Below are 22,688 nucleotides of genomic sequence, written 5' to 3' on the forward strand. Positions count from 1 at the left end.
ATCATGCATTCGTATTCAGGCGCGCTGCCGGCCTTCCCCCTTCTTGAAATAAAGTGAATTGAACGAGGTTTATGTCATGGTTTACCGCCCCGCTGTTTATCAGCCGGAACGCCGGCCAGCCCGTCGCTGGCTTTCTCCCTTGCTGCTGGGCCTGCTGATGGCCCCGTCGCTGCAAGCAACCACTGTTACCCAGGAGACTGTGCTGTCGGATCGCCAGACGCTGGTCAAGGGCAACGGTGATGAACCTGAGTCCCTCGATCCTGCCCAGATCCGCTCCGGTTTTCCGGGGGAAGTGGTGCTGGTGGATTTGTTTGAAGGGCTGGTGAGCGAAGATGGTCAGGGCAAGATAGTGCCGGCTCAGGCCCAGCGCTGGGAGACCAGCGAAGATGGGCTGGTGTGGCGCTTCTTCCTGCGACCCCAGCTCAAATGGTCCAACGGCGAGCCGCTTACCGCACAGGATTTCGTCTACGCTTGGCGTCGGCTGCTGGATCCGGCACAAGAGTCCCCTTCCGCCGGATTGCTGCTGGCGACCGGTATCAACAATGCTCAATCCATTTATGCCGGGGCTCTCGAGCTCACGTCGCTGGGAGTGGAGGCCGAGAGCAGCCAGATCCTCAAGGTGACACTGGAGCGGCCCGTACCCTATTTCCTGCAACTGGTCAGTCAACGCCCCTTTGTTCCCGTCAATGAGCAGGCGATCACCCGGTTTGGCAAAGAGTGGACCCAGCCTGGCAAACTGGTCAGCAATGGGGCTTACAAGCTGGTGAACTGGGCGCCCAATGAACGTATCGAGGCTGAGCGAAATATCCATTATTGGGATGACTTGCACACCCGGATCAAGCGGGTGACCTATCTGCCGCTCTCCTCCCAGCATGCTGAACGGCTGCGCTATGAGGCAGGGGAGATCCAGCTCACCAACAAGGTGGCACTGGAGTATTACCAGAAGACCAAACAGACGACGCCAGAGCGGTTCTGGGGTCTGCCGCTGCTTGGCACCTATCTCTATACCTTCAATCTGCGCCGTCCCGAGCTGCAGGATGTACGGGTGCGCCAGGCACTGGCCATGACCATAGACCGCCACGTGCTGACCGAACAGGTCAGTGGTCAGGGGGAGCGGCCTGCCTGGTCTCTGCTGCCTGGCATGCCAGGCTATGAGGTACTTGGCTCACCGCTGGCTCTGCAGGATCAGCCGACACGGCTGGCCAAGGCTGCCGCCTTGATGGCGCAGGCAGGTTACAACAGTGCCCGTCCCCTCAAGCTGACGTTGACCTACAACACATCTGAGAGCCACAAGAAGCTGGCGCTGGCGGTGGCCGCCATGTGGAAACCGCTGGGGGTGGAGGTGTCGCTCAACAACATGGAGTGGAGCGCCTATCAGGTGGCAAAAGACAGTGGTGATTTCCTGCTGGTCCGCTCCTTCCTGTTTGGAGATTATGTGGAGCCCTCATCCATGCTCAACAGCTTCCGCTGTCAGGACCCCCAGAACGAGAGCGGCTATTGCAATCCGGCCTTCGATGGCTTGCTGCAGCAGGCATCGGACACCCTGGATGGTAGTACCCGGACCGGACTCTATCGCCAGGCCGAGCAGCTGCTGATGGACGAAATGCCCGCCATTCCCGTGTATCACTACAACCAGATGCGGCTGGTGGATCCCACACTGCGAGGGTTGCCGAGCCAGAACCTCAAGGGGGCTATCGCCACCAAGGATCTCTATTTCAGCAAGCAGTAAGGGAGTTCGCGATGAAGATTGCCATCATTTCAGACCTGCACGGTAGCCTGAGCGCACTGGAACAGGTGCTGGCCCAGCTTGCTCCCTGGCAGCCCGATCACTATCTGCTGCTCGGCGATCTGCTCAACCATGGCCCTCGCAATCCGGTGCCGCCGGGTTATGCCCCCGCCGCCGTGGCGGAGCGGCTCAATCAGCTGGCGCCGCACATCATGGCGGTGCGTGGCAACTGCGATTCGGAAGTGGATCAGATGTTGCTGAACTTCCCCATGACAGCACCTTATAACCAGTTGCTGGTGGATGGACGGCGCTGGTTTGTCAGTCATGGTCATCTCTATCGCCAGGATGCAGTACCGCTGCCCCCCGGCAGCCTGTTTATCAGCGGCCACACCCATCTACCCGTGCTGCAGCGAGAAGGGGAGCTGGTGCTGATGAATCCGGGGTCCATCTGTTTTCCACGGGGAGATCTGGCGGCAACCTATGGCCGGTATGAGACGGGCGTGTTGAGCATCCATGCCTGTGCGGACAGCGAAGAACTGTTGAGGCTGGTGTTATAGGCTGGCGACGGGCAGAGCTTGCGCGAGGGGAGGCGGAAAGGGATCAGGCCTTGATGCCGAATGAGCGTGTGCCGGAGCGGGTGTTGCCCTTGGCGTCATAAGTCAGGGAGTTGCGATCCCGCAACTGGCTCAAAAAGCTTGCCAGGCGGCGGTTGGAGACGATGCTGAGCTCGAGCAGGCGACCATTCACATCGTTTTGTTCCTGACAGGCATCGAGCTTTTCACGCAGGGCATTCATCTGCTCTGGAAAGGCAGACAGCTGCTGTTTCAGTTCGGGCAGCCGGGCCAGGGTCTGGTCCAGCACTTCAATATCAGCAAGCAGTTTCTGCTTGCGCTCTGCCAGCTCGGGCAGCGCCAGTGCCTGGTGCTGCTTGAGCAGGTTGAATTCCTCCTCCAGCAAACCTTGCATCCGGGAGAGGTATTCGTCTTGGGTGTGCAGCAGCGAAGGTAAATCCATCATCCGAGCAGCTTGTCCAGAGTGGATTCAAAGCTGAACATCTTTTTGGCTACCGCCTCGCTGTTGACCTGGTATTCACCACTGGCCACGGCTTTCTTCAGACTCTCGACCCGGCTTTCATTGCCGGTGGAGGCTGAGTTGAGGTTTTTCTGCATCTGTTGCAATTGCTGCGCCTCATTGGTCAAGGAGACGGAGTCTGTCTTGACAGTCGCCGCACGGTTGTCGGGAGACGAGGTCGCTTGTTTGGTGTTGGCACCCTGGCTGTTACCGGTGTTTTGCAACCGATTATTCGCCAAGTTGTTGATATTGTTAATAGCCATAGTGTTTACCTTCGTCTGCTTTGTTGTTCGCTTACCTGTTTATCGGTGACCGTCGTCAGAACTTTAGAAAAAAATAACCTGAAAAACGTATCAGAAGGTGACCACCACAGAGCCGACTGCGCTGACCTTCCCTTGCACTGTTTTTCCTGAACGAATATTGACGAGGCTGATCATGTCTCCGAAGCTGCCATCTTGCAAGGCTCGGGCCATGGTTTTGATTTGCATGCTGCTGTTTTCTGCACTGAGTGTGACCTGGTCGCCTTTGCAAACCACGCAGACTTGGCTGAGCCGTATGGGCTGACCCGGCTTGAGTTCCCGTTTGCTGCGTACCCCTATCAGGGGGGCCGGATCGCTCAGATAATCACCGCGGATCTGGGTCTGATCTTGATAGGCCAGCGTCAAGACACTCTCACTGAGTATGTCGCCCTTGGCTACCGGGGTGGCCACGGTCACATAGGGTTTCTGGATGCTGACGCGCACCGGCAAATAGAGGTCCCAAGGTTTTTCTTCCTCACATTTGAGGTAGACGGTGGTGTTACGGCGCACTTCCATCCTGGCGGGAAGGCTGATGGTAAGATGCTTCTCGCAGCGGCTCAAAGGTAGCCTGTCATCAATGGAGGCAGCTTGCACGTGAGCCTGGGCATCGAGTGGAATATCGAGCTGGCCGAGCACAAACTCTTGCGCCATTTCTTGCAGATAACTGGTCACCTCGGATGCCGTGGCGTGAGATATGCCGCAAAACAGCAGTAAGATGAGGAAAAGTCTACTAATCATTTTCTCTCGCAGGCCGATAAGTTGTTCACGCATATCACCATATTTAACTATGCTTGCTTCAGAATTCGTTTGTAGTGACATCGATAGTCTGACGCAAGCCAATACGCATGCATGATTAATGCCAAGCGTTTTTAGGGAGTGTTTATGGCCAGTATTATGGACTCGGTCAACCAACGTACCCAGCTGGTGGGACAAAACCGGTTGGAGCTGCTGTTGTTTCGTCTCAATGGACGTCAAAGATTTGGCATCAACGTATTCAAAGTGCGTGAAGTGCTGCAATGCCCTCCCTTGACCGTCATGCCCAAGCTCAACTCCTGTATTCGTGGCGTTGCGCACATCCGTGGCCAGACCATTTCGGTGATTGATCTCAGCATGGCGGTGGGCAAACGTCCCATCGAGGACCTGAGCAAGTGTTTCATTATTATTTCCGAGTACAACCGTTCAGTTCAGGGCTTCTTGGTGCATTCGGTTGAACGCATCATCAACATGAACTGGGAATCCATTCTGCCGCCACCCAAAGGGGCAGGGCGCATCAACTACATGACTGCGGTCACGGAGGTAGACGGCGAGCTGGTGGAGATCCTGGATGTTGAACGTATCCTCAACGAAATCTCCCCGGTGTCGACCGAAGTAAGTGCCGAGTTGGTGGATGCCAGTGCTGAGCACAATACCCATGGTCGTCCCGTACTGGTAGCAGATGACTCTTCTGTTGCTCGCAAGCAGGTGCAGCGAGCCCTCGAGGCGATTGGCGTGCAATGTGTGCTGGCCAAGGATGGGCGTGAGGCACTCAACATGTTGCTGGAGATGGCCAAGAATGGCCCCATCAAGGATCAGATTGCCTTGGTGATCTCGGACATCGAGATGCCGGAAATGGACGGTTATACTTTTACCGCCGAGATCCGTAACAATCCCAATCTCAAGGACTTACATGTTATTCTGCACACATCCCTCAGTGGGGTGTTCAATCAGGCCATGGTGCAGAAAGTCGGTGCGAACAATTTCATCGCCAAATTCCAACCGGATGAGTTGGCCAAAGCCGTACAAGGCGCACTCTAATCAAGAAGAACAAACTGCATGAAGACACTTTCGGACGACTTATACAAACAATTCAGCAACTTTCTGGCAGTTCAGAGCGGAATCGTGCTGGGTGACAACAAACAGTATCTGGTCAAGAGTCGGCTTTCACCCTTGATGACTCAGTTTGGTATTGAGAGTCTGTCTGATCTGGTTACTCGAGCGATGAGTGTGCGTGAGCGTGACCTGAAAATGGCAGTGGTTGATGCCATGACTACCAACGAGACCCTCTGGTTTCGCGATACTTACCCCTTTCAACTACTCAGTGAGAAGCTTTTTCCCGAACTGGGCAAGAGTGGCCGTCCGATCAAGATCTGGTCGGCTGCCTCCTCGTCCGGACAGGAGCCCTATTCCATCGCCATGACGGCGCTGGAACAGCAGGTCAAGAAGCCGGGTACCTTGCCCGGTGGCGTGCAGATTGTGGGCACCGATATTTCCAGCACCATGCTCAATCAGTGCAAGGAAGGGGTGTACGACAGCCTGGCGCTGGCCCGTGGTTTGTCACCTGAGCGCAAAAAATTGTTCTTCGAACCTTATGGTGACAACAAGATGCGGGTGGTGGAACGTGTCAGAAAATTGACCACGTTCCGGCCACTGAACCTGCTGGAGAGCTACAGCCTGCTCGGCAAGTTTGACATCATCTTCTGCCGCAACGTGCTCATCTACTTTGCGCCGGAGGTGAAGTCGAAGATCCTCAATCAGTTCGCAGCCAGCCTCAACCCTGGCGGTTATCTGATGCTGGGGGCCTCAGAGTCACTGGCTGGTCTGACCGATCGGTTCGAAATGGTCCGTTGCAATCCTGGCATCGTCTACAAAGTCAAATAACCCCGCTTAAAATCCCTCTTTGGCACACCTCTTGCTAATAATTTATCAAGCAGGAGGTGTGCTATGGCAATTTCATTCGACAAGGCATTCGGGATTCACCAATACACGCTGGGCGTTCGTTCCAAGCGTGCCGAGGTGCTATCCAGCAACATTGCCAACGCAGATACCCCGGGTTTCAAAGCCAGGGATATCAACTTCTCAGAGGCATTGACACAGGCCCAGCATCAGCAAGGGTTTGGTATGGCCACTACCAGTGAGAAGCACTTTGCCTTGCAATCGGATGCCCTTGGTCTGATGCAGTACCGCAATCCCCTGCAGCCTGATACCGGTGACGGCAACACGGTTGACGTGCAGCAGGAGCGTAGCGAGTTCTTGCGCAACAGCCTTGAGTACCAGACCTCCCTTGAATTTATGAACGGCAAGATCAGTGGCCTGTTGAAGGCCTTGAAAGGAGAACAGTAATGAGTTTGTTCAAGGTCTTTGACATTGCAGGCTCGGCCATGAGTGCACAGTCTGTTCGACTCAATACGGTGGCCAGCAACATGGCCAATGCCGACAGCGTCAGCTCCAGCGTGGAAAAAACTTACCATGCCAGGCGGCCAATCTTTGCCGCTCAACTGGATCAGGCGATGTCAGACAAGCAATCATCGGTCGGTGTCGAGGTGAAAGGGATTGTCGAGAGCAAGGCCCCCTTGCTCAAGGAGTACAACCCCAACCATCCTATGGCGGACGATGATGGCTATATTTTCAAACCCAACGTCAACATGGTTGAAGAGATGGCGGACATGATCAATGCCTCGCGCAGCTATCAGACCAATGTGCAGGTTGCCGATTCTGCCAAAAAAATGTTGCAGCAGACTCTCAACCTCGGCAAGTCCTGATAGGGGTAAGCACAGATGGCAGATACAAGTAGTGTGAACGGCATCAGCCGTACCACAACCCAGACCACTGATACGACGACGGCTCCGAAGAAAGAGCTGGATCAGGCGTCTTTTCTGAAGTTGCTGACCATGCAGCTTTCCTATCAGGATCCGTTCAAGCCAGTGGATAACGCCCAGATGTTGTCCCAGATGACCTCCATGTCCACCTCCGAGGGGATCAGCAGCCTGTCAACCCAGATGGGTAATCTCAATACCCTGATGACCTCCAGCCAGGCGCTGCAGGCCTCTGCGCTGGTTGGGCAAAATGTGCTGTTGCAGAGCAACGTCGGCTTTTTGGAGAAAGACGGCTCCCTTGGCGGGGTTGTGGCTGTCGGCGTCGAGAACAAGTACAAGAATGTCAAAATTACCGTAGAAGATGAGAAAGGGCAGGTTATCAAGGAGTTTGCTCTCGAAGGCGAGCAGAAGGGGAACGTTGAGTTTACCTGGGATGGAAAAGACAAGAACGGTGATCCCGTCGCGTCAGGTAAATATGTCCTCAAGGCCAACGGTAACAACTCGGAAGGAAAGTCGGAAAGCATCGCTACATTTGCTTATGGCAAGGTTGATAGTGTGGTCTTGGGAAATGGAACCAACCCGACACAGCTCAATCTGAAAGGCCTTGGCACAACAACCCTGAACAGTATCCTGCAGATTGCAGGAGCGACAACCACACCACCAACCACCACGCCTACAGCATCGATCTAAGGAGCTGGATATGTCATTTAACAATGCCTTGAGCGGTGTCAACGCGGCACAAAAAGATCTGAACGTTACCGCCAACAACATTGCCAACGTCAATACCATGGGCTTTAAAGAGTCCCGTGCCGAGTTTGCCGATGTTTATGCCAACTCGATCTTTGTCAATGCCAAGACACAGGTCGGTAATGGTGTGGCAACCGGGGCTGTTGCCCAGCAGTTTCATCAGGGGGCGTTGCAATTTACCAACAACGCATTGGACCTGGGGATCCAGGGCAACGGCTTCTTTGTGACCTCGGACGGTTTGACCAACCTGGATCGTACCTTTACCCGAGCTGGCGCCTTCAAGCTCAATGAAAACAGCTATATGGTCAACAATCAGGGCCATTATCTGCAAGGTTATGAAATTAACACGGATGGGACGCCCAAGGCGGTCAGCATCAACGCCACCAAGCCGATTCAAATTCCGGATCGGGCGGGCGAGCCCAAAATGACCGAGCTGGTGGAAGCAAGTTTTAACCTGAGTATTGAGTCGAAAACTACACCAACGGCACCTGCCGCGTTTGATCCAACCAACTCAGCCACCTTTGCACACTCAACCTCAGTGACGATATATGATTCGCTTGGAGCCCCCCATGTGATCACCAAATATTTTGTCCGCCATGAGGATCCGGCTGCGCCGGGAACGCCACTGACCCCTGGTACCTGGAGCATGTACATGTATGAGGGGAACAAGCCCATTGATATTGATGGTGGCTCAGCGAGCCCGGGTCCTGGCATTCCCACTGGCGTCCAGATGAGGTTTACCGCCGGCGGAAAATTGGATCCAGCTCTTACTATTCCAGCTCCACCCGCCCCGATCAAAACCGTCGCGCTGGGCACAGTAGCCGGGATTATTAACAACGGTGCAGACCCCACTCAGGCAGTGGAAATTCGTCTCGGTGATGTGACTCAATACAGTTCTCCTTTCAACGTCACCAAGCTGACCCAGGATGGCGCCACTGTGGGTAATCTGACCAAGGTGGAGATTACGCCGGACGGTATTGTTTCTGCCACCTACAGCAATGCGACGACGTTAAAGGTTGCCATGGTTGCGCTGGCCAAGTTTGCCAACTCGCAAGGACTTACTCAGGTTGGCGATACCTCCTGGCGCCAGTCTCTGCTTTCTGGAGATGCGCTGCCCGGCACGCCTAATTCGGGCACCTTGGGCAGTATCAAGTCTTCGGCGGTGGAGCAATCCAACGTGGACTTGACCTCCCAACTGGTGAATCTCATCACGGCCCAGCGTAACTTCCAGGCCAACTCCCGTTCGCTGGAAGTGAACAGTTCGTTGCAGCAGACCATACTGCAGATCCGTTAATGATGACGGTGGTACAGGGGGCGCTTCGGCGCCCCTTTTTATTGTTCCCTTTCCGTTATCCTTCCGTGGGCGTTTATTCAACAGACGTTGGCACCTAAATTGCAGTTACCTGATCAGAGTCATCGGTTTGACGGAGGATCTCATGGATCACATGCTTTACATCGCCATGTCAGGGGCCAAGGAAAACATGAATAGCCTGGCTGTTCGTGGCAACAACCTGGCCAATGCCAATACAGTCGGTTTCAAGTCTGACTTCGAGCAGGCGCGCAGTATGCAGGCATTCGGTGAAGGGCTGCCATCCCGGGTGTTTGCCATGACGGAGCGGCCCGGTCAGAACTTGCAGCACGGCATGCTGATGACGACAGGTCGAGATCTTGACGTGGCCGTTGACGGTCAGGGCTGGATTGCGGTGCAGGATCCCAAGGGTGGCGAAGCTTATACCCGGATGGGCAACCTGCAATTGAGCGCGACTGGCAACCTGCAGACCTCTACCGGCCTCAACGTCGTGGACGATGGTGGCCAACCCATAGTGCTGCCGTTGCCGATGGAAAAGATCGAGATCAATCGGGATGGCACCATCAGCGGTCGTCCTGAAGGGGCTGCGGCCAACCTGCCGGAAGACTTCCAGCGCATCAAGCTGGTAAAACCCGCGGCTGACGCCGTGGAGAAGGGCCAGGACGGACTGTTTCGTCGCAAGGATGGCCAGAATGAAGCGGCCTCGGCCACTGTGGGCCTGATTGCAGGCTCCCTGGAAGGGAGCAACGTCAACGTGGTCGACGAAATGACCAACCTAATCCGGTTGCAACGTCAGTTTGAAACTCAGGTCAAAATCATGAAGACCGCCGAGGAAAATGACGAAGCCCAAACCCAGTTGCTGCGCATCAGCTAATCAAGGAGTTTTACATGAACCCTGCACTTTGGATCAGCAAGACCGGCTTGGATGCACAGCAGACCAACATCTCGGTCACCTCGAACAACCTGGCGAACGCCAGCACTGTGGGTTACAAGAAATCCCGTGCCATCTTCGAGGATCTGCTCTATCAGAACATCAATCAGCCCGGAGGTCGCTCTTCGGCGGATACCGAACTGCCGTCAGGCCTGATGCTGGGTGCCGGTGCCAAAGTAGTGGCCACCCAGAAGAACCATGGTCAGGGCAACGTGCAGACCACGGACAACTCGCTCGATCTGATGATCAGCGGCCGTGGCTACTTCGAAATTCAGTTGCCAGACGGCAGCGCGGCTTATACCCGTAACGGCCAGTTCACCCTCAATGATGAAGGGACCATAGTGACCCCGGGCAACGGTTATCCGCTGCAGCCGGAGATCCAGATCCCCGAAAATGCCCAGAGCGTGACTGTGAGCACGGATGGTCAGGTATCGATCCAGCTCAAGGGGGATGGCGCTTCCCAAGTTGTCGGCCAGATCAACCTGTCTGATTTCGTCAATGCTTCCGGTCTGCAACCCATGGGGGAAAACATGTTCCTCGAAACCCAGTCCAGCGGCGCGCCCATCGAGGGTGTGGCCGGTGCAGACGGGCTCGGGGTCATCAAACAGGGCATGCTGGAGACCTCCAACGTCAACGTGACCGAGGAGCTGGTCAATCTTATTCAGGCACAACGAGTCTACGAGATGAACTCCAAGGTTCTCTCGGCGGTGGACGGCATGATGTCCTTCCTGATCCAGCGCACATAAGTTGGCTGTGGACGGTATGAGCTTATTTTTGATCTCGCGCACATCAGTAGGAGGCGCATGATGAAAACCATATGGATGCTGGGACTGCTGGCGCTGGGAGGTTGCACTAGCACTCTCAATACCGCCAAGCCCGATGATCCCGAGTTTGCCCCCGTTTACGGGGAGTCGGATCCCGTGTCGGTCAGACCTACAGGGGCCATTTTTCAACCCGATCAGGTCAACGGCATCTACTCGGACATCAAGGCGCACAGAGTGGGTGACATCATCACCATAGAGTTGGCCGAGTCCACCTCTGCCTCCAAGAAAGCCAATACCCAGAGTGGCAAGGATAACAAGCTGAGCATGGAGCCCGTTACGCTGGGCGGAGTGCCGGTCACGGCAGGTCCTTATGATCTGTCGGCGTCGCTGGGCCAGAACAGCGCCTTCAAGGGGCAGGCCAAGGCGGATCAGAGCAACAGTCTGCAGGGCAATATTTCGGTGAGCGTGGCCAAGGTGCTGCCCAACGGCAATCTGGTGGTGCGCGGCGAGAAGTGGATCATGCTCAACAATGGCAACGAATACATCAGGATCACCGGCATGATCCGGCCCGAAGACGTGACGTCCGAAAACAGTGTGTCGTCACAACGGGTCGCCAATGCTCGTATCCATTACGGTGGTACCGGTGATCTGGCCAACAGCCAGGAGCAAGGGTGGCTTACCAGCTTTTTCAATGGCCCCTGGTGGCCGCTTTAGGAGATGTTATGACGTCACTCCGTCTTGTGACCCTGATCTGCTGCCTGATGCCTTTGGGAATGGCCAACGCCTCCCGTATCAAGGACATCAGCTCGGTGGAAGGGGTTCGTAACAACCAGTTGATTGGTTACGGTCTGGTCGTTGGCTTGCCCGGTACTGGCGAGAAGAACAACGCCTTCACCGAACAGACGTTTCGCACCATGCTCAACAACTTCGGTATCAAGGTGCCGGACAACATCAAGCCCAAGATAAAAGACGTGGCGCCGGTCGCCATCCATGCAGACTTGCCCCCCTTCTCCAAGCCGGGCCAGACCATAGATGTGACCGTATCGGCCATCGGTGAGGCCAAGAGTCTACGGGGCGGTACCCTGTTGCAAAGCTTCTTGAAAGGGCTGGACGGGCGCGTCTATGCGGTGGCGCAAGGCAGTCTGGTGGTGGGGGGCCTCGGAGCCGAAGGGGCCGACGGCTCCAAGGTGGTGATCAATACGCCGACCGTGGGCCGCATCGCCAACGGCGCGACCGTGGAGCGGGAGGTGCCGAACTCCTTCGGCCAGGGGGATACCATCACCTTCAACCTGAATAGGCCGGACTTTACCACGGCTCGCCGACTGGCGGATGTGGTCAATGATCTGGTGGGGCCCAACACGGCGCAGGCGCTCGATGCAACCTCGATCAAGGTTTACGCGCCCAGGGATCCAGGTCAGCGGGTTTCTTATCTGGCGACCATAGAGAACCTGGAGGTGGATCCCGCCAGTGAGGCTGCCAAGATCATCGTCAATTCCCGTACCGGCACCATTGTCATCGGCAGCAAGGTGCGGCTCAAGCCTGCGGCTATCAGCCATGGCGGCTTGACGGTCACCATCGCAGAAAACCAGCAGGTCTCCCAGCCCAATCCACTGGCGGGAGGTGAGACTGTGGTGACCAATAACTCGACCATCAATGTCCAGCAAGAGCCTGGTCGCATGTTCAAGTTCGATACTGGCGCGACGCTGGATGACCTGGTACGGGCGGTGAATCAGGTCGGGGTGGCTCCCGGCGATCTGATGGCGATTCTGGAGGCGCTGCAACAGGCGGGCGCCATCCAAGGTCAGCTGGTCATACTGTAACAAGCGGCAAGGGGTTGCCACGGGCGGCAATGAGGTAAGCAAAATGGCAGAGTTTGACACCAACAGCGGCATGAACATGGGCATGGTGCAGGATATCAAGAACCTGGATCGCCTGCGTCAGTTGAGCCAGAGCAAGGATGGGCAGGCTGCCGCACTGCAAAGCGCCGCCCGCCAGTTTGAATCCATCTTTACCCAGACTCTGTTCAAAGGGATGCGTCAGGCCAATCAGGTGCTGACTCAGGACAACCCCATGAACAGCAGTTATACCCAGTTCTATGAAGGCATGCTGGATGAGCAGCGGGTATCCGACATGGCCAGCAAGGGAGGTATCGGGCTGGCCGACATGGTGATCAAGCAGTTCTCCCCCGAGACCTTTACCCGTCACGATGGCCGCGTACTCAAGCTGCCGCAGCGTACCGAACGGGTCTATAAACCCTACCAGCCGCCAACCTCGGCGGCCAACGATCTCATCTCGGCTTCAAAAGTTGGCAAAGATTTTGCTAATAAAGAGATGGGCGAGGCTGCCCAGCCGTTGGCCTCATCGCATCGCACTCATCGTACCGTCCCCCCCATGGGTCTGGTACAAGAGGCCCAGGCAGTGCGGGGAGCCAAAGCGCTGGACAAGACGACGAAGGTGTTCGAGACCCCGGAAGAGTTCGTCAATCGGCTGATGCCCCTTGCCAAAAAGGCGGCGGACAAGTTGGGCCTGAGCCCGGCGGTACTGGTGGCCCAGGCAGCACTGGAAAGCGGTTGGGGCAAGCGGGTGATCAAGAACGGAGAGGGAGAAATCACCCATAACCTGTTCGGTATCAAGGCTGACCCGCGTTGGCAAGGCCCCAAGGCCGTGGTCAGCACCCTGGAGTATGAACAAGGGGTAGCGTCACGCCAGAAGGCAGCGTTTCGCTCTTATGAGTCGTTTGAGGAGAGCTTCAACGACTATGTGGATTTCCTGACCTCGGGTACCCGTTACAAGGGGGCCCTGGCCAAGGTGGACAGCCCGGATCGCTATTTCGAAGCCTTGCAACAGGCAGGCTATGCCACGGATCCCCAGTACGCCAGGAAACTGAAACAGGTGTTGCGCAGTGATGCCATTGCTGGCTACTCCGCTACCAACGCCACAGAAATGGAGCTGTAAGTCATGGCAAGCGATCTGCTTGGAATTGGTACCTCGGGTGTGTTGGCACAGCAACGATTGCTGCAGACCACCAGCAACAACATAGTCAACGTCAACAGCCAGGGCTATGTGCGTGAGCGTACGCTGATCTATACCAATTCCGTCGGTATGGGCACGGGTGACATGCTGACCGATCGGGTCATCAATACCTATGCCCAGGGTGAGGTGCGCCGTGATACGTCCGCCTATTTCGCATCCGCCACTCGCTACGAGCAGCTCTCCAATGCCGACATTTTGCTGGGGGATGCCAGCAACAGTGTCGGTGCAGCCGTTACCTCCTATTTCAAGGCGTTCCATACCGCCAACGAGGCTCCCGCCGACATCGCCGGTCGCAAGACCACCCTGAGCGAGCTCAGCGGCATGGTAAACCGCTTTCATACCCTGTCAGCCCAGTTGGACAAGCAGACCGACACCATCAACACCACCATAGGTGACGAGACCAAGAAGGTTAACAACCTCATCAACAGCATCAATGATCTGAATCAGGCCATCCTCCGCACCCAGGGAACGCCGGAAGAGAATCTGATGCTGTTCGATCAGCGGGATGAAGCCATTCGCCAGCTCTCCGAAAAAATGGAGATCAGCACAGTGCCTCAGGCCAATGGCAGCATGCTGGTCAACATGAGAACGGGCCACTCGCTGGTCCTCAATGGCGGGGTCGCCCAGTTCAGCGTTGTGTCGGGAAACCCGGATTCTCGGGAGTCCGAGCTGCAGCTGACTCTGGGGGCCAATAAAACCACCATCAATGACAAAGACATAGGTGGCGGGGTGGGGGGCTTGTTTTCCGCTCGCAATGATCTGGAGCCGAGCAAGCGTGAGCTAGGTCAGTTGGCGGCGGCCATGGCCGATGCCATGAACCGGCAGAACCGGTTGGGAATGGATCTGGATAACGAGCTGGGGGGGGATCTCTTCTCCCTTGCCTCCAGCGATGGGCTGACCTATGAGCAGAACACAGGCACCGGCGCCGCCAAAGTCAGCTTCGTGCCCGGGAAAGGCACCGAGGTCACCACCTTTGATTACGAGGTACAGTTCAGCAGCGCCACCGGTTACGAGGTGTTCTCGCTGGACAAGGATGGCAATCGCACCTCGCTGGCAACTGGCAGCACACCACCAGCCACCTTCGAGGTTGCCGGGCATGGCATTCAGATCGACCTCTCTGGTACGCCCGCTGCAGGGGACAGGATCCTGCTGCAGCCGACCAAGCAGGCGGCAGCCGGATTGGGCCAAGCGGCCACCCGCCCGGAGGATCTGGCGCTGGCATCCCCCCTCAAGGTTGACAAGAACAAGGACAACTTCGGTTCTGCCGAGATCAAGCTTGGCGGCGTCTTCAATACAGGCACGGGTTCAGGTTTTGGTGCCAATACGCTGGATCCGGCAGCGCCCCAAGTGGTGAAGATAGATGGCAGCGGCAACTACGAAGTCTATGCGGCAGATGGCACTACCCTCATCGGCGTGGCGCCGGCCTCAAGCAAGGGACAGGATCTGATGGCTGCCATCGAGAGCCCATTGGGGGGACCCAAGGTGTATGCCGATCCGACCCAGTCGCCTGGCTATGAGTTCAGCATCACAGGTACGGTAAGGGCCAATGACAGCTTCACCCTGAGCTACAACAAGGATGGTTTTGCCGACAACGCCAACGGGTTGGCTCTGGCGGAGCTGCAAAACAAGGACCTGGTGCGCAAGAGCACCAATGCCGGCACCAGCAATGACAAGATGACCTTCAACGAGGCTTACTCGGGCCTGGTGACAGGGATAGGCAACCAGACCAACCAGGCCAAGACCTTGCTCAAGGCCAACGAAACAAAATTGAACCAGAGCACCAGTATCTTCGAGAGCGTCTCTGGCGTGAGCCTGGAGGAGGAGGCGGCCAACCTTATCCGCTACCAGCAATCTTATGCGGCATCGGCCCAGGTGGTCAGCACCGCCAAAACCATCTTCGATACCCTGTTGTCTTCAGTGAGGTAAGTGCATGCGTATTACCACCAACATGGTCTATAGCCGGAATATCACCTCGCTGAACAATGCCAACGAAAGGTTGAGCACGGCTTATGAACAGCTGCAGAGCGGGGACAAGTTCAAGACCTCGGGGGAAGACCCCTCCGGCATGAGCCAGAAGATGGCGCTGACCAAGGAGATCGATCTGTTCAAGCAGTATGGTGTCAATGGCAGCCTGCTTGAGAACAGCCTGGGTCATGAAGAGACGGTGTTGACCGCGCTCAACAACGCCATGACCAGTGCCCAGACCCTGATCCAGAAATCCAACGACTCTGCGGTGAGCGCAGATGACCGTCTGGCGATTGCCAGTGAGCTGGAAGGGTTGCAAAAACAGATGTTTGACCTGATGAACAGCAAGAACTCTCAGGGCGAATTTATTTTTGGTGGCAACCAGAGCAAGACTCAGCCCTTCGTCAAGGATGCCAGCGGTAATTATCTGTTTCAGGGAGATACCGGCCAGCGCAATATTCAGGTGTCACCGACGGTGCAAATTGCAGCCAATGATTCTGGCTTCAATTTGTTTGAGGTGGTGCCTACGCGCAGAACCGGCAGTGCTGCCAGTGCCAATATTCAAGTCGGGGTGGCCGATCAGGGAAACTTCGACAGTTTTTATCGCAATAATTATGATCCCGCTCTTGCCAGCAACCAATATACGGTAACCACGGCCGCTGGTACGCCGGATACTTATGAAATACGGGATGGTGGCGGCACCCTGCTGCAAAGTGGTGATTATGTCGCGGGCAACAAGATCCCCTTCAATGGCCTGGAGCTGACCCTGGATCTGCCTGCAGGCGGTGCGGCACAAGACTTCGTACTGGATCCCCCCCAGAACAACAATATTCTGGATGGTATGTCCGACTTTATTACTGCGCTGCGTGATCCGAATATTTCAGCGGACGATTTTCAGATAAAAGTCGCGGATGCGACGTCCCATATGAAGAATGCCCGCTTGAATGTCGACCAGGGATTGGGCGAGATAGGCGGCAGAATGAACAGTCTGGAGCAGGTGCTCGGCTCGAACGACGGTTTGAGTACCCTCAATCAACAAGCCAGGGCCAAGGTATCCGAGGCGGATTTGTATGAAGTGATCGCCACCCTGTCGAAAGAGGACGCGGCATTGAGTGCCTCCCAGCTCTCTTTCAGCAAAATAAGCAAACTGACGCTGTTTGATTATATTCGTTGATATTTTCACGGGCCCTGTCACCGCAATTTCATTGCCAGGTGACAAGGCCCATTTGCTGAATACCCACTGCTAACCCCCATATGAATCCACTTCAGCCCTAATTGTAACAAGATATTGCAGCAGGCCAATTACCCTGTCCTGGTGGCTTGACTCGTATTGAGCATTCGATAATTATGCAGCCCGCACAACAAAGGGTTGTGCGTACTTTTTGCAGCATCTCGTTAGGCGAGGCTCCTGTATAAACAAAGGCCACTGATCTCACGACGTCCAGAGACGCCCAAGATCAGGACAGTTTTCATCGGATTAAGGTGTAAACCCAAGTGGCTTCCGGCATGCCGGATACGTTATGCAGTGCTAAAGCTGGTACGTGGGGATGATGACACGCCGGACGGCGTCATTTCCTGCCTATTACTCGTCAATCAAATTGCTGTTTTCTTTCAGACGGCGACCGGATATCCGATCGCGCTCAGGCCCTGCCTGAAATCACATGAGGTCACTTGTGATGAAGAAAACACAGACTCTACTCAATCGTCATCAACTGCTCGATCTGGCTGCCCTGCAGGGCTGGCTGGAGAATAATCTGGATCCGGTTCAGCGCGCCGATCAACTGCTGACCCTGCGTCCGGAAGAGCTCAACTGTATCTTCGATACCCTGCCCACTGAACAAGGCGCGGCCCTGCTGAGCTCACTGTCGGCCGACGTTGCCGGCCGTCTGCTGCTGCGCTTGCATGCCAGCCTTATCGGTGTGTTGCAAGGGGCTATTCCTCGTCGTGATCTGCTGGACATACTACGCCGACTGGGCAGCAGCGAGCGCACCATGCTGCTTTCTCGCTTCCCGGAGCCGGCTCAGTCCACCTTCTACTCCCTGCTCGACTGGCCACCCGAATCGGTTGGCGCCAACATGCGCCATGAGTTTCTGGCCATCAGCGATCAGCAGACGGTGGGCAGTGCCAAGCAGTTGATCCACGATGCCTGGGACAATGCCCAGTTGTTCCAGAACCTGTATGTGGTCAACGCTGAGCATCGTCTGCTCGGCAGTATCGCGCTCAAGTCCTTGCTGATTGCCGATCCCCAACTGCCCGTCAGCGACCTGATGGACAGGGATACGGTGCGCATCAATGCGCGTGCTGATCAGGAGATGGCTGCCCGTTTGCTGATTGACCGCGACATCTCGACGCTACCGGTAGAGGAGAAGGGCAAGCTGGTGGGTATCTTCCACGTGGACGATGCTGCCGACATCCTAGAGCTCGAATCCACAGAGGATGCCGAGATGCAGGGTGGCTCCTCGCCGCTCGATACGCCCTATCTGCAGGCGACTCCCTGGCAACTGTGGCGCAAGCGGGTGGGCTGGCTGCTTATCCTGTTTGTGGCAGAAGCCTATACGGGCACAGTACTGCGGGCATTCGAAGAGCAGCTGGAAGCCGCCATTGCGCTGGCCTTCTTCATACCGCTGCTGATCGGTACCGGTGGTAACAGTGGTACCCAGATCACCACTACCATAGTGCGGGCCATGGCGGTGGGTGAAGTGAGTCTGAAGAACCTGGGGACCGTCTTGAAAAAGGAACTCTCCACCGGTTTGCTTATCTCGGCAGCGATTGCGGTTGCGGCATGGATCCGGGCCTGGAGCCTGGGTGTCGGCCCCGAGATCGGTATGGTTGTGACCTTGACCATCATCGCCATCGTGCTCTGGAGCGCCACCGTTGCTTCCATCATTCCCATGGTGCTGCGTCGCTTCCGGATTGACCCGGCTGTTGTTTCTGCTCCTTTCATCGCCACCCTGGTGGACGGTACCGGCCTCATCATCTACTTCGAGATGGCCAAGTGGTTGCTGCCCGAGCTGCAGTAAGCCGCCGTTAAAACGAGTGGATAACAGCAAAAAGGCAGCCTGGGCTGCCTTTTTGCTTGTCTGTTTACGGGGTGGAGAAAGGGGATCAGCTCAGCTGGAACAGCAGTGGCCACCCCTGCTCCTGACAATAACGGTGCTCTTTCTCCAGGTTCTGCATCAGCAGGCGGTTCTCGTCACACCAATCGATCGGCAGGGTGACCACCAGCTGATCTTCGGCTGCCTGCACCTTCCATTCCGGCAACAGGTTGTCTTGGCGCCTGTGGTGCGCCGCCACGGCGAGGCGAAGGATGCGAATGCAACGCAGCACGGTCTGCTCGTCGTGGTTGGGCAGGGGAGGGAGCTCGGAGAGCTTGAGCCCCTTGCGCTGAAACCGCACCAGTGCCGCCAGCAGTGCCTGATCGTCCTGGTTGAAGCCGGGCAGATCCGTGTGCTGCAAGATATAGGCGGAGTGGCGATGGATGCCGCTGTAGTTGATGGCCAGACCAATCTCGTGCAGTCGCGCCGCCCAGCCGAGGATGGCGCGATAGGGCTCCTCCGGCATCTCCCAGGGACCGCTCAGCGCATCGAACAGGGTCAGTACGCTCTGCTCGACCCGATTGGCCTGGCGCTTGTCGATGCGATAGTGGGTGGAGAGGGCCAGGGCGGTACGCTCGCGAATGTCGTGGTGCTGCAAGCGCTCCTCGAATTCATACAGCAACCCTTCGCGCAGGGCACCGTCCGAATACTCCATTCTCTCTATGGGCAGAGAGGTAAAGAGTCCAAGCAGTATGGCCACAGCGGCGGCAAACACCTCCTGGCGCTCCTCGGTCAGGCCGGCGAGTTTCAACTGATCGACCCGCTTGTGGTCGAGCATCTCTCGCTTGAGACGCTCCAGTCCCGCCAATGTGATGCTGCCATCAGTCCAGCCTTCGCCCTGCAGCACGTCGCGCACGGTTCGAATGGAGCCGGAGCTGCCCAGGCAGCTCTGCCAGCCCAACTTGCGATACTGGTTGATGATGGGGGCGAGCTGATGTTGGGTCTCCAGCACGGCGGCGTTGAAGGCCTTCTCGCTCAGCTTGCCGTTGGCAAAGAAATGCTGGGTGAAGCTGACACAGCCCATCTTGCGGCTGGTGAGTGCCTTGCTGTCGAACCCCTCACCTATGATGAGCTCTGTGCTGCCGCCGCCGATATCCACCACCAGTACCTGTCCTTCAATATGCTGGGTGTGGGCGACGCCCTGATAGATGAGACGCGCCTCCTCCTGGCCACTGATGATCTCGATGGGATGGTTGAGCACAGTGGCCGCCTCGCGCACGAACTCGCGGGCATTGCTGGCGCGGCGCAAGGTATAGGTGCCGGCGATACGGATGTGATCCGGCTTGATGTTGGTCAGTCGTTCGGCAAACAGGGCGAGACAGTCGAGGCCACGTCCCATGGCCTCTGCCGACATGCGACGTTGCTCATCCATCCCCTCCGCCAGCCGAACCCGCTCCTTGATGCGATCAACTATCTGCATACGCCCCTCGTTGAGGCGGGCGATCACCATATGAAAACTGTTCGAGCCAAGATCCACGGCGGCGTACAGGCTATTGTCCATTGTTTGACTCTATGCGTTTGAGGTAGTCGTAAATCGCGACCTGGGAACGGATCTTGCGGCGGTTACCCCGCTTCACATATTCGTTCTTCTGATCCGCATCGATGACGCGAGCCTTGCAGGTGTCGCTCAGTTGCAGCTCGAGAATGTCCATGATGCGCTGTTTGAGGCGCTCGTCATAGATGGGCGTGGCCACCTCAATTCGGCCGTCGATGTTGCGGCTCATCCAGTCAGCGCTGGAAATATAGAGCTGGGGGTTGCCCTTGTTGTGAAACACCATGACCCGCGGGTGTTCGAGGAAGCGGTCTATGATGCTGATCACCTTGATGTTTTCGCTCAAGCCCGGCACGCCGGGACGCAGGGCGCACATGCCGCGGATGATCATCTGGATGGGTACCCCCGCTTGACCGGCGGCATAGAGGCGGTTGATGAGATCCCTGTCCACCAGGTTGTTGATCTTGAGAATAATGCCGCTGGGCTGTCCCGCCTTGGCGTTGGTGAGCTCGTTGTCGATCAGCCGATAGAGCTGACGGCGGCTGTTGATGGGGGAGACCAGCAGGTGGTTGAACTTGTAACGCTTATAGGGGTACTCGATGTATTCAAACACCCCTTCCACTTCGGCCGTGATATCCGGATGGCGGGTCAACAGGGAGAAGTCGGTGTAAATCTTGGCCGTCTTCTCGTTGAAGTTGCCGGTGCCGATATGGGCGTAGCGCACCGCCTCGCCATTTTCGTGGCGGGTAATGAGACAGAGTTTGGAGTGGATCTTGAGGCTCGGCACCCCGAACACCACCTTGACCCCGGCGTCAGTGAGAATGTTGGCCCAGTCGATGTTGGCCGCTTCGTCAAAACGGGCCCGCAGCTCCACCACCACTGTCACCTTCTTGCCGTTGTTGGCGGCATCGATGAGGGAGTGAATGATGCGCGACTTCTTGGCGACCCGGTAGATATTGATGCGAATGGCACTGACCGCAGGATCGAACGCCGCCTGGCGCACCAGCTCGGTGAAGTGATGAAACTTGTGGTACGGGTAGTAGAGCAGTATGTCCTGCTTGGCGATGGCATCAAAGGCATTGACGAAGCCGTCAAAGTCGCGGCATTCGAGGGCAGGCAGCTTGGGGTTTTCCAGATAGTCCCGGCCCACGTTGGGGAAGCCGATGAAATCCTTGAAGTTGTGATAACGCCCGCCCGGCATGATGGCGTCGTAGGAGCTGATCTGCAGCTTGAGCTTGAGGAAGCTTATCATGGCGGCGGGCATCTCCCGCTCGTAGACGAAGCGCACCGGCATGGCGGTGAGACGCTGCTTCAAGCCGTCACTCATCTTGTCCACCAGGCTGAGATCCAGCTGATCGGAGAGGTCATACTCGGCATCCCGGGTCAGCTTCACCGCGTAGGCGGCAATCTCGTCATAGTCGAAGAAGCCCTTGAAGATCTCGTCGAGACAAAAGCGGATGACGTTATCCAGAATGATGATCTGCTTCTTGCGGCGGGTGCCTTCCGGCGGCAGCTGGAAGAAGCGGGGCAGATCATCGGTCGGTACCTCCACCAGAGCGTACTGGATCACCTGGCCATTCTTCTTCATCTCGATGGCCAGATAGGTGTACTCATCCTTGAGGAACTTGACCGGGTTGACCTCTTTGTTGAGCAGGATAGGAATGATGTGGCGCAGTACCTTCTCTCTGAAAAAGACCCGCAACCACTGATGGATTGACTCGGAGATCTGGGTCTCGTTGACCAGGAAGATGTTGTGGCGGGCCAGGGCGATCAACAACTCCTTGTAGGTGTTGTCGAACGCTTCACCGAGCGCCATCACCTTCTGCTGGATGGCGCGCAGCAGCACCTTGGCTTCGTCACCGCCGCCGTGTACTTCATTGATGAGAATACGGCGCTTGACGTCCGACACCCGTACCTTGAAGAACTCGTCCTGGTTGGAGGAGAAGATCCCAAGAAAACGGACCCGCTCTATGAGGGGCACCGTCTTGTCCATCGCCTCTTGCAACACCCGTTCATTGAATGAGAGCCAGCTCAGCTCTTTTTCTTCATACTGCTTGTCGGTGCTCATCTAATGCCTCTGTATCAGGTCGCGTCTGCGCGGCAGTTATGGCGTGTGAATATGACAGATTGATGACAATCCGCTCAGTCGGTGAAAGCCTGGTCGATATCGACGACAAGATCGTCAGATAGAGATTCAAGCGCCGCCACAAGATCGTCCAGCTCCAGCTGGGGTGGCAGGGCCACCAGGGCGTGAGCATAGAAGAGCGGGGCGCCCGAGTGGGGCGCAGGTTCGCAACCCGTGGTGAGATCGGCCACGTTGATGTTGAGCTGGCGCAGTATGCTGGCCACTTCGTGCACTATCCCTGCTCTGTCGTTGCCGGTGACGCTGAGCATGACCTGGCGTTCCGGTTCCTGGCCGAGCTGGCCTTCGGCAAAGCTGACGGTGAGGCCAGGCAACATTACCAAGGCCTCACACAGGCTGCGGTAGTGCTCATCGGGCACAGTGACGTGCAGGATGCCGGCAAATTGCCCGGCCAGCTCGCTCATGGAACTGCCCAGCCAGTTGCCCTGTTGCTGTGTGATGACATCCGCCAGACTCTCGACTATGCCGGGTTTGTCTGTACCGATCACGGTCACGACCAATTGCTTCTGCATCCTGCTCTCCTTGGAATTGGGTTTCTGTA

General features: G+C 56.5%; 22 protein-coding genes and 1 riboswitch. Of the genes, 16 read left to right on the plus strand and 6 right to left on the minus strand.

Annotated features, from left to right (window positions below; translation table 11 throughout):
- Window positions 1–76 precede the first annotated feature (76 nt).
- Both GWQ27_RS09945 and yfcE read left to right on the plus strand, forming a co-directional pair.
- Window positions 77–1,729 (plus strand): peptide ABC transporter substrate-binding protein, encoded by a 1,653-nt coding sequence (locus GWQ27_RS09945; protein WP_275907261.1) that lies wholly within the window; start codon window positions 77–79, stop codon window positions 1,727–1,729.
- Window positions 1,730–1,740: 11 nt separating this feature from the next.
- A complete protein-coding gene (gene yfcE, locus GWQ27_RS09950; RefSeq protein WP_275907262.1) occupies window positions 1,741–2,283 on the plus strand; it encodes a phosphodiesterase in 543 nt (180 codons plus the stop codon).
- A gap of 43 nt (window positions 2,284–2,326) precedes the next feature.
- On the opposite strand, the gene GWQ27_RS09955 is transcribed toward yfcE, so the two are convergent.
- The 3 genes from GWQ27_RS09955 to flgA all read right to left on the minus strand — a co-directional run bounded on the left by GWQ27_RS09955 (window position 2,327) and on the right by flgA (window position 3,756).
- A complete protein-coding gene (locus GWQ27_RS09955; protein ID WP_275907263.1) occupies window positions 2,327–2,743 on the minus strand; it encodes a flagellar protein FlgN in 417 nt (138 codons plus the stop codon).
- Window positions 2,740–3,060, minus strand: a complete 321-nt coding sequence (gene flgM / locus GWQ27_RS09960; protein ID WP_275907264.1) for a flagellar biosynthesis anti-sigma factor FlgM — start codon at window positions 3,058–3,060, stop codon at window positions 2,740–2,742. The genes GWQ27_RS09955 and flgM overlap by 4 nt, the downstream gene beginning before the upstream one ends.
- 90 nt (window positions 3,061–3,150) lie before the next feature.
- On the minus strand, window positions 3,151–3,756 hold the full coding sequence (flgA, locus tag GWQ27_RS09965) for a flagellar basal body P-ring formation chaperone FlgA (RefSeq protein WP_345893542.1): 606 nt from the start codon (window positions 3,754–3,756) through the stop codon (window positions 3,151–3,153).
- A gap of 222 nt (window positions 3,757–3,978) precedes the next feature.
- Between flgA and GWQ27_RS09970 the strand changes: the two genes are divergently transcribed.
- From GWQ27_RS09970 to mgtE, 14 genes are all read left to right on the plus strand, one after another.
- Complete coding sequence (locus GWQ27_RS09970; protein ID WP_005320217.1) at window positions 3,979–4,890, plus strand: chemotaxis protein CheV; 912 nt, start codon at window positions 3,979–3,981, stop codon at window positions 4,888–4,890.
- Window positions 4,891–4,908: 18 nt separating this feature from the next.
- Window positions 4,909–5,733, plus strand: coding sequence for a protein-glutamate O-methyltransferase (locus GWQ27_RS09975; protein ID WP_021139248.1), 825 nt, complete (start codon window positions 4,909–4,911; stop codon window positions 5,731–5,733).
- Between the two features lie 63 nt (window positions 5,734–5,796).
- Window positions 5,797–6,195, plus strand: a complete 399-nt coding sequence (gene flgB / locus GWQ27_RS09980) for a flagellar basal body rod protein FlgB (protein WP_275907266.1) — start codon at window positions 5,797–5,799, stop codon at window positions 6,193–6,195.
- The gene (gene flgC, locus GWQ27_RS09985) at window positions 6,195–6,614 is read left to right on the plus strand and encodes a flagellar basal body rod protein FlgC (protein ID WP_005320210.1); all 420 of its coding nucleotides are present in this window, start codon (window positions 6,195–6,197) and stop codon (window positions 6,612–6,614) included. The genes flgB and flgC overlap by 1 nt, the downstream gene beginning before the upstream one ends.
- 15 nt (window positions 6,615–6,629) lie before the next feature.
- Window positions 6,630–7,358 carry a flagellar hook assembly protein FlgD gene (locus GWQ27_RS09990; RefSeq protein WP_234592113.1) on the plus strand — a complete coding sequence of 243 codons (729 nt, stop codon included), beginning with the start codon at window positions 6,630–6,632 and terminating at the stop codon, window positions 7,356–7,358.
- 10 nt (window positions 7,359–7,368) lie between these two features.
- Window positions 7,369–8,709, plus strand: a complete 1,341-nt coding sequence (flgE, locus tag GWQ27_RS09995) for a flagellar hook protein FlgE (protein ID WP_212539209.1) — start codon at window positions 7,369–7,371, stop codon at window positions 8,707–8,709.
- A gap of 142 nt (window positions 8,710–8,851) precedes the next feature.
- A complete protein-coding gene (flgF, locus tag GWQ27_RS10000) occupies window positions 8,852–9,598 on the plus strand; it encodes a flagellar basal-body rod protein FlgF (RefSeq protein WP_005320205.1) in 747 nt (248 codons plus the stop codon).
- Window positions 9,599–9,612: 14 nt separating this feature from the next.
- Window positions 9,613–10,401 (plus strand): flagellar basal-body rod protein FlgG, encoded by a 789-nt coding sequence (gene flgG / locus GWQ27_RS10005; protein ID WP_021139243.1) that lies wholly within the window; start codon window positions 9,613–9,615, stop codon window positions 10,399–10,401.
- A 60-nt stretch (window positions 10,402–10,461) separates the two neighbouring features.
- Window positions 10,462–11,133 carry a flagellar basal body L-ring protein FlgH gene (gene flgH / locus GWQ27_RS10010; protein WP_058394205.1) on the plus strand — a complete coding sequence of 224 codons (672 nt, stop codon included), beginning with the start codon at window positions 10,462–10,464 and terminating at the stop codon, window positions 11,131–11,133.
- Window positions 11,134–11,141: 8 nt separating this feature from the next.
- Window positions 11,142–12,239 (plus strand): flagellar basal body P-ring protein FlgI, encoded by a 1,098-nt coding sequence (locus GWQ27_RS10015; RefSeq protein WP_275907267.1) that lies wholly within the window; start codon window positions 11,142–11,144, stop codon window positions 12,237–12,239.
- Between the two features lie 43 nt (window positions 12,240–12,282).
- A complete protein-coding gene (gene flgJ / locus GWQ27_RS10020; RefSeq protein ID WP_275907268.1) occupies window positions 12,283–13,374 on the plus strand; it encodes a flagellar assembly peptidoglycan hydrolase FlgJ in 1,092 nt (363 codons plus the stop codon).
- Window positions 13,375–13,377: 3 nt separating this feature from the next.
- A complete protein-coding gene (locus GWQ27_RS10025; protein ID WP_275907269.1) occupies window positions 13,378–15,378 on the plus strand; it encodes a flagellar basal body rod C-terminal domain-containing protein in 2,001 nt (666 codons plus the stop codon).
- Window positions 15,379–15,382: 4 nt separating this feature from the next.
- Window positions 15,383–16,591, plus strand: a complete 1,209-nt coding sequence (gene flgL, locus GWQ27_RS10030) for a flagellar hook-associated protein FlgL (protein ID WP_111587572.1) — start codon at window positions 15,383–15,385, stop codon at window positions 16,589–16,591.
- Window positions 16,592–16,801: 210 nt separating this feature from the next.
- Window positions 16,802–16,971: riboswitch (M-box (ykoK) riboswitch) on the plus strand.
- A gap of 122 nt (window positions 16,972–17,093) precedes the next feature.
- Complete coding sequence (mgtE, locus tag GWQ27_RS10035; RefSeq protein WP_111587573.1) at window positions 17,094–18,437, plus strand: magnesium transporter; 1,344 nt, start codon at window positions 17,094–17,096, stop codon at window positions 18,435–18,437.
- Window positions 18,438–18,522: 85 nt separating this feature from the next.
- Here the strand turns inward: mgtE and ppx are convergent, their stop codons facing one another.
- The 3 genes from ppx to GWQ27_RS10050 all read right to left on the minus strand — a co-directional run bounded on the left by ppx (window position 18,523) and on the right by GWQ27_RS10050 (window position 22,659).
- Window positions 18,523–20,013 carry an exopolyphosphatase gene (gene ppx / locus GWQ27_RS10040; RefSeq protein ID WP_265462400.1) on the minus strand — a complete coding sequence of 497 codons (1,491 nt, stop codon included), beginning with the start codon at window positions 20,011–20,013 and terminating at the stop codon, window positions 18,523–18,525.
- On the minus strand, window positions 20,003–22,072 hold the full coding sequence (gene ppk1, locus GWQ27_RS10045; protein WP_021139236.1) for a polyphosphate kinase 1: 2,070 nt from the start codon (window positions 22,070–22,072) through the stop codon (window positions 20,003–20,005). Before ppk1 ends, ppx begins: the two co-directional genes overlap by 11 nt.
- Before the next feature lie 74 nt (window positions 22,073–22,146).
- Window positions 22,147–22,659 (minus strand): ACT domain-containing protein, encoded by a 513-nt coding sequence (locus GWQ27_RS10050; RefSeq protein WP_021139235.1) that lies wholly within the window; start codon window positions 22,657–22,659, stop codon window positions 22,147–22,149.
- Window positions 22,660–22,688: the final 29 nt, after the last annotated feature.

Origin of the sequence: Aeromonas sp. 5HA1 (assembly GCF_029237245.1) — a bacterium.
Taxonomy (GTDB): Bacteria; Pseudomonadota; Gammaproteobacteria; order Enterobacterales; family Aeromonadaceae; genus Aeromonas; species Aeromonas salmonicida.

Bases quoted from the DNA above. Each gene is read 5' to 3' on its own strand.
- flgC (WP_005320210.1), top strand. From the start codon at position 6,195: ATGAGTTTGTTCAAGGTCTTTGACATTGCAGGCTCGGCCATGAGTGCA.
- GWQ27_RS10025 (WP_275907269.1), top strand. From the start codon at position 13,378: ATGGCAAGCGATCTGCTTGGAATTGGTACCTCGGGTGTGTTGGCACAG.
- flgJ (WP_275907268.1), top strand. From the start codon at position 12,283: ATGGCAGAGTTTGACACCAACAGCGGCATGAACATGGGCATGGTGCAG.
- flgG (WP_021139243.1), top strand. From the start codon at position 9,613: ATGAACCCTGCACTTTGGATCAGCAAGACCGGCTTGGATGCACAGCAG.
- mgtE (WP_111587573.1), top strand. From the start codon at position 17,094: ATGAAGAAAACACAGACTCTACTCAATCGTCATCAACTGCTCGATCTG.
- flgB (WP_275907266.1), top strand. From the start codon at position 5,797: ATGGCAATTTCATTCGACAAGGCATTCGGGATTCACCAATACACGCTG.
- ppx (WP_265462400.1), bottom strand. From the start codon at position 20,013: ATGGACAATAGCCTGTACGCCGCCGTGGATCTTGGCTCGAACAGTTTT.
- GWQ27_RS09955 (WP_275907263.1), bottom strand. From the start codon at position 2,743: ATGATGGATTTACCTTCGCTGCTGCACACCCAAGACGAATACCTCTCC.
- GWQ27_RS10050 (WP_021139235.1), bottom strand. From the start codon at position 22,659: ATGCAGAAGCAATTGGTCGTGACCGTGATCGGTACAGACAAACCCGGC.
- GWQ27_RS09990 (WP_234592113.1), top strand. From the start codon at position 6,630: ATGGCAGATACAAGTAGTGTGAACGGCATCAGCCGTACCACAACCCAG.
- GWQ27_RS10015 (WP_275907267.1), top strand. From the start codon at position 11,142: ATGACGTCACTCCGTCTTGTGACCCTGATCTGCTGCCTGATGCCTTTG.
- yfcE (WP_275907262.1), top strand. From the start codon at position 1,741: ATGAAGATTGCCATCATTTCAGACCTGCACGGTAGCCTGAGCGCACTG.
- flgF (WP_005320205.1), top strand. From the start codon at position 8,852: ATGGATCACATGCTTTACATCGCCATGTCAGGGGCCAAGGAAAACATG.
- flgM (WP_275907264.1), bottom strand. From the start codon at position 3,060: ATGGCTATTAACAATATCAACAACTTGGCGAATAATCGGTTGCAAAAC.
- flgH (WP_058394205.1), top strand. From the start codon at position 10,462: ATGAAAACCATATGGATGCTGGGACTGCTGGCGCTGGGAGGTTGCACT.
- ppk1 (WP_021139236.1), bottom strand. From the start codon at position 22,072: ATGAGCACCGACAAGCAGTATGAAGAAAAAGAGCTGAGCTGGCTCTCA.
- flgL (WP_111587572.1), top strand. From the start codon at position 15,383: ATGCGTATTACCACCAACATGGTCTATAGCCGGAATATCACCTCGCTG.
- GWQ27_RS09975 (WP_021139248.1), top strand. From the start codon at position 4,909: ATGAAGACACTTTCGGACGACTTATACAAACAATTCAGCAACTTTCTG.
- GWQ27_RS09970 (WP_005320217.1), top strand. From the start codon at position 3,979: ATGGCCAGTATTATGGACTCGGTCAACCAACGTACCCAGCTGGTGGGA.
- GWQ27_RS09945 (WP_275907261.1), top strand. From the start codon at position 77: ATGGTTTACCGCCCCGCTGTTTATCAGCCGGAACGCCGGCCAGCCCGT.
- flgE (WP_212539209.1), top strand. From the start codon at position 7,369: ATGTCATTTAACAATGCCTTGAGCGGTGTCAACGCGGCACAAAAAGAT.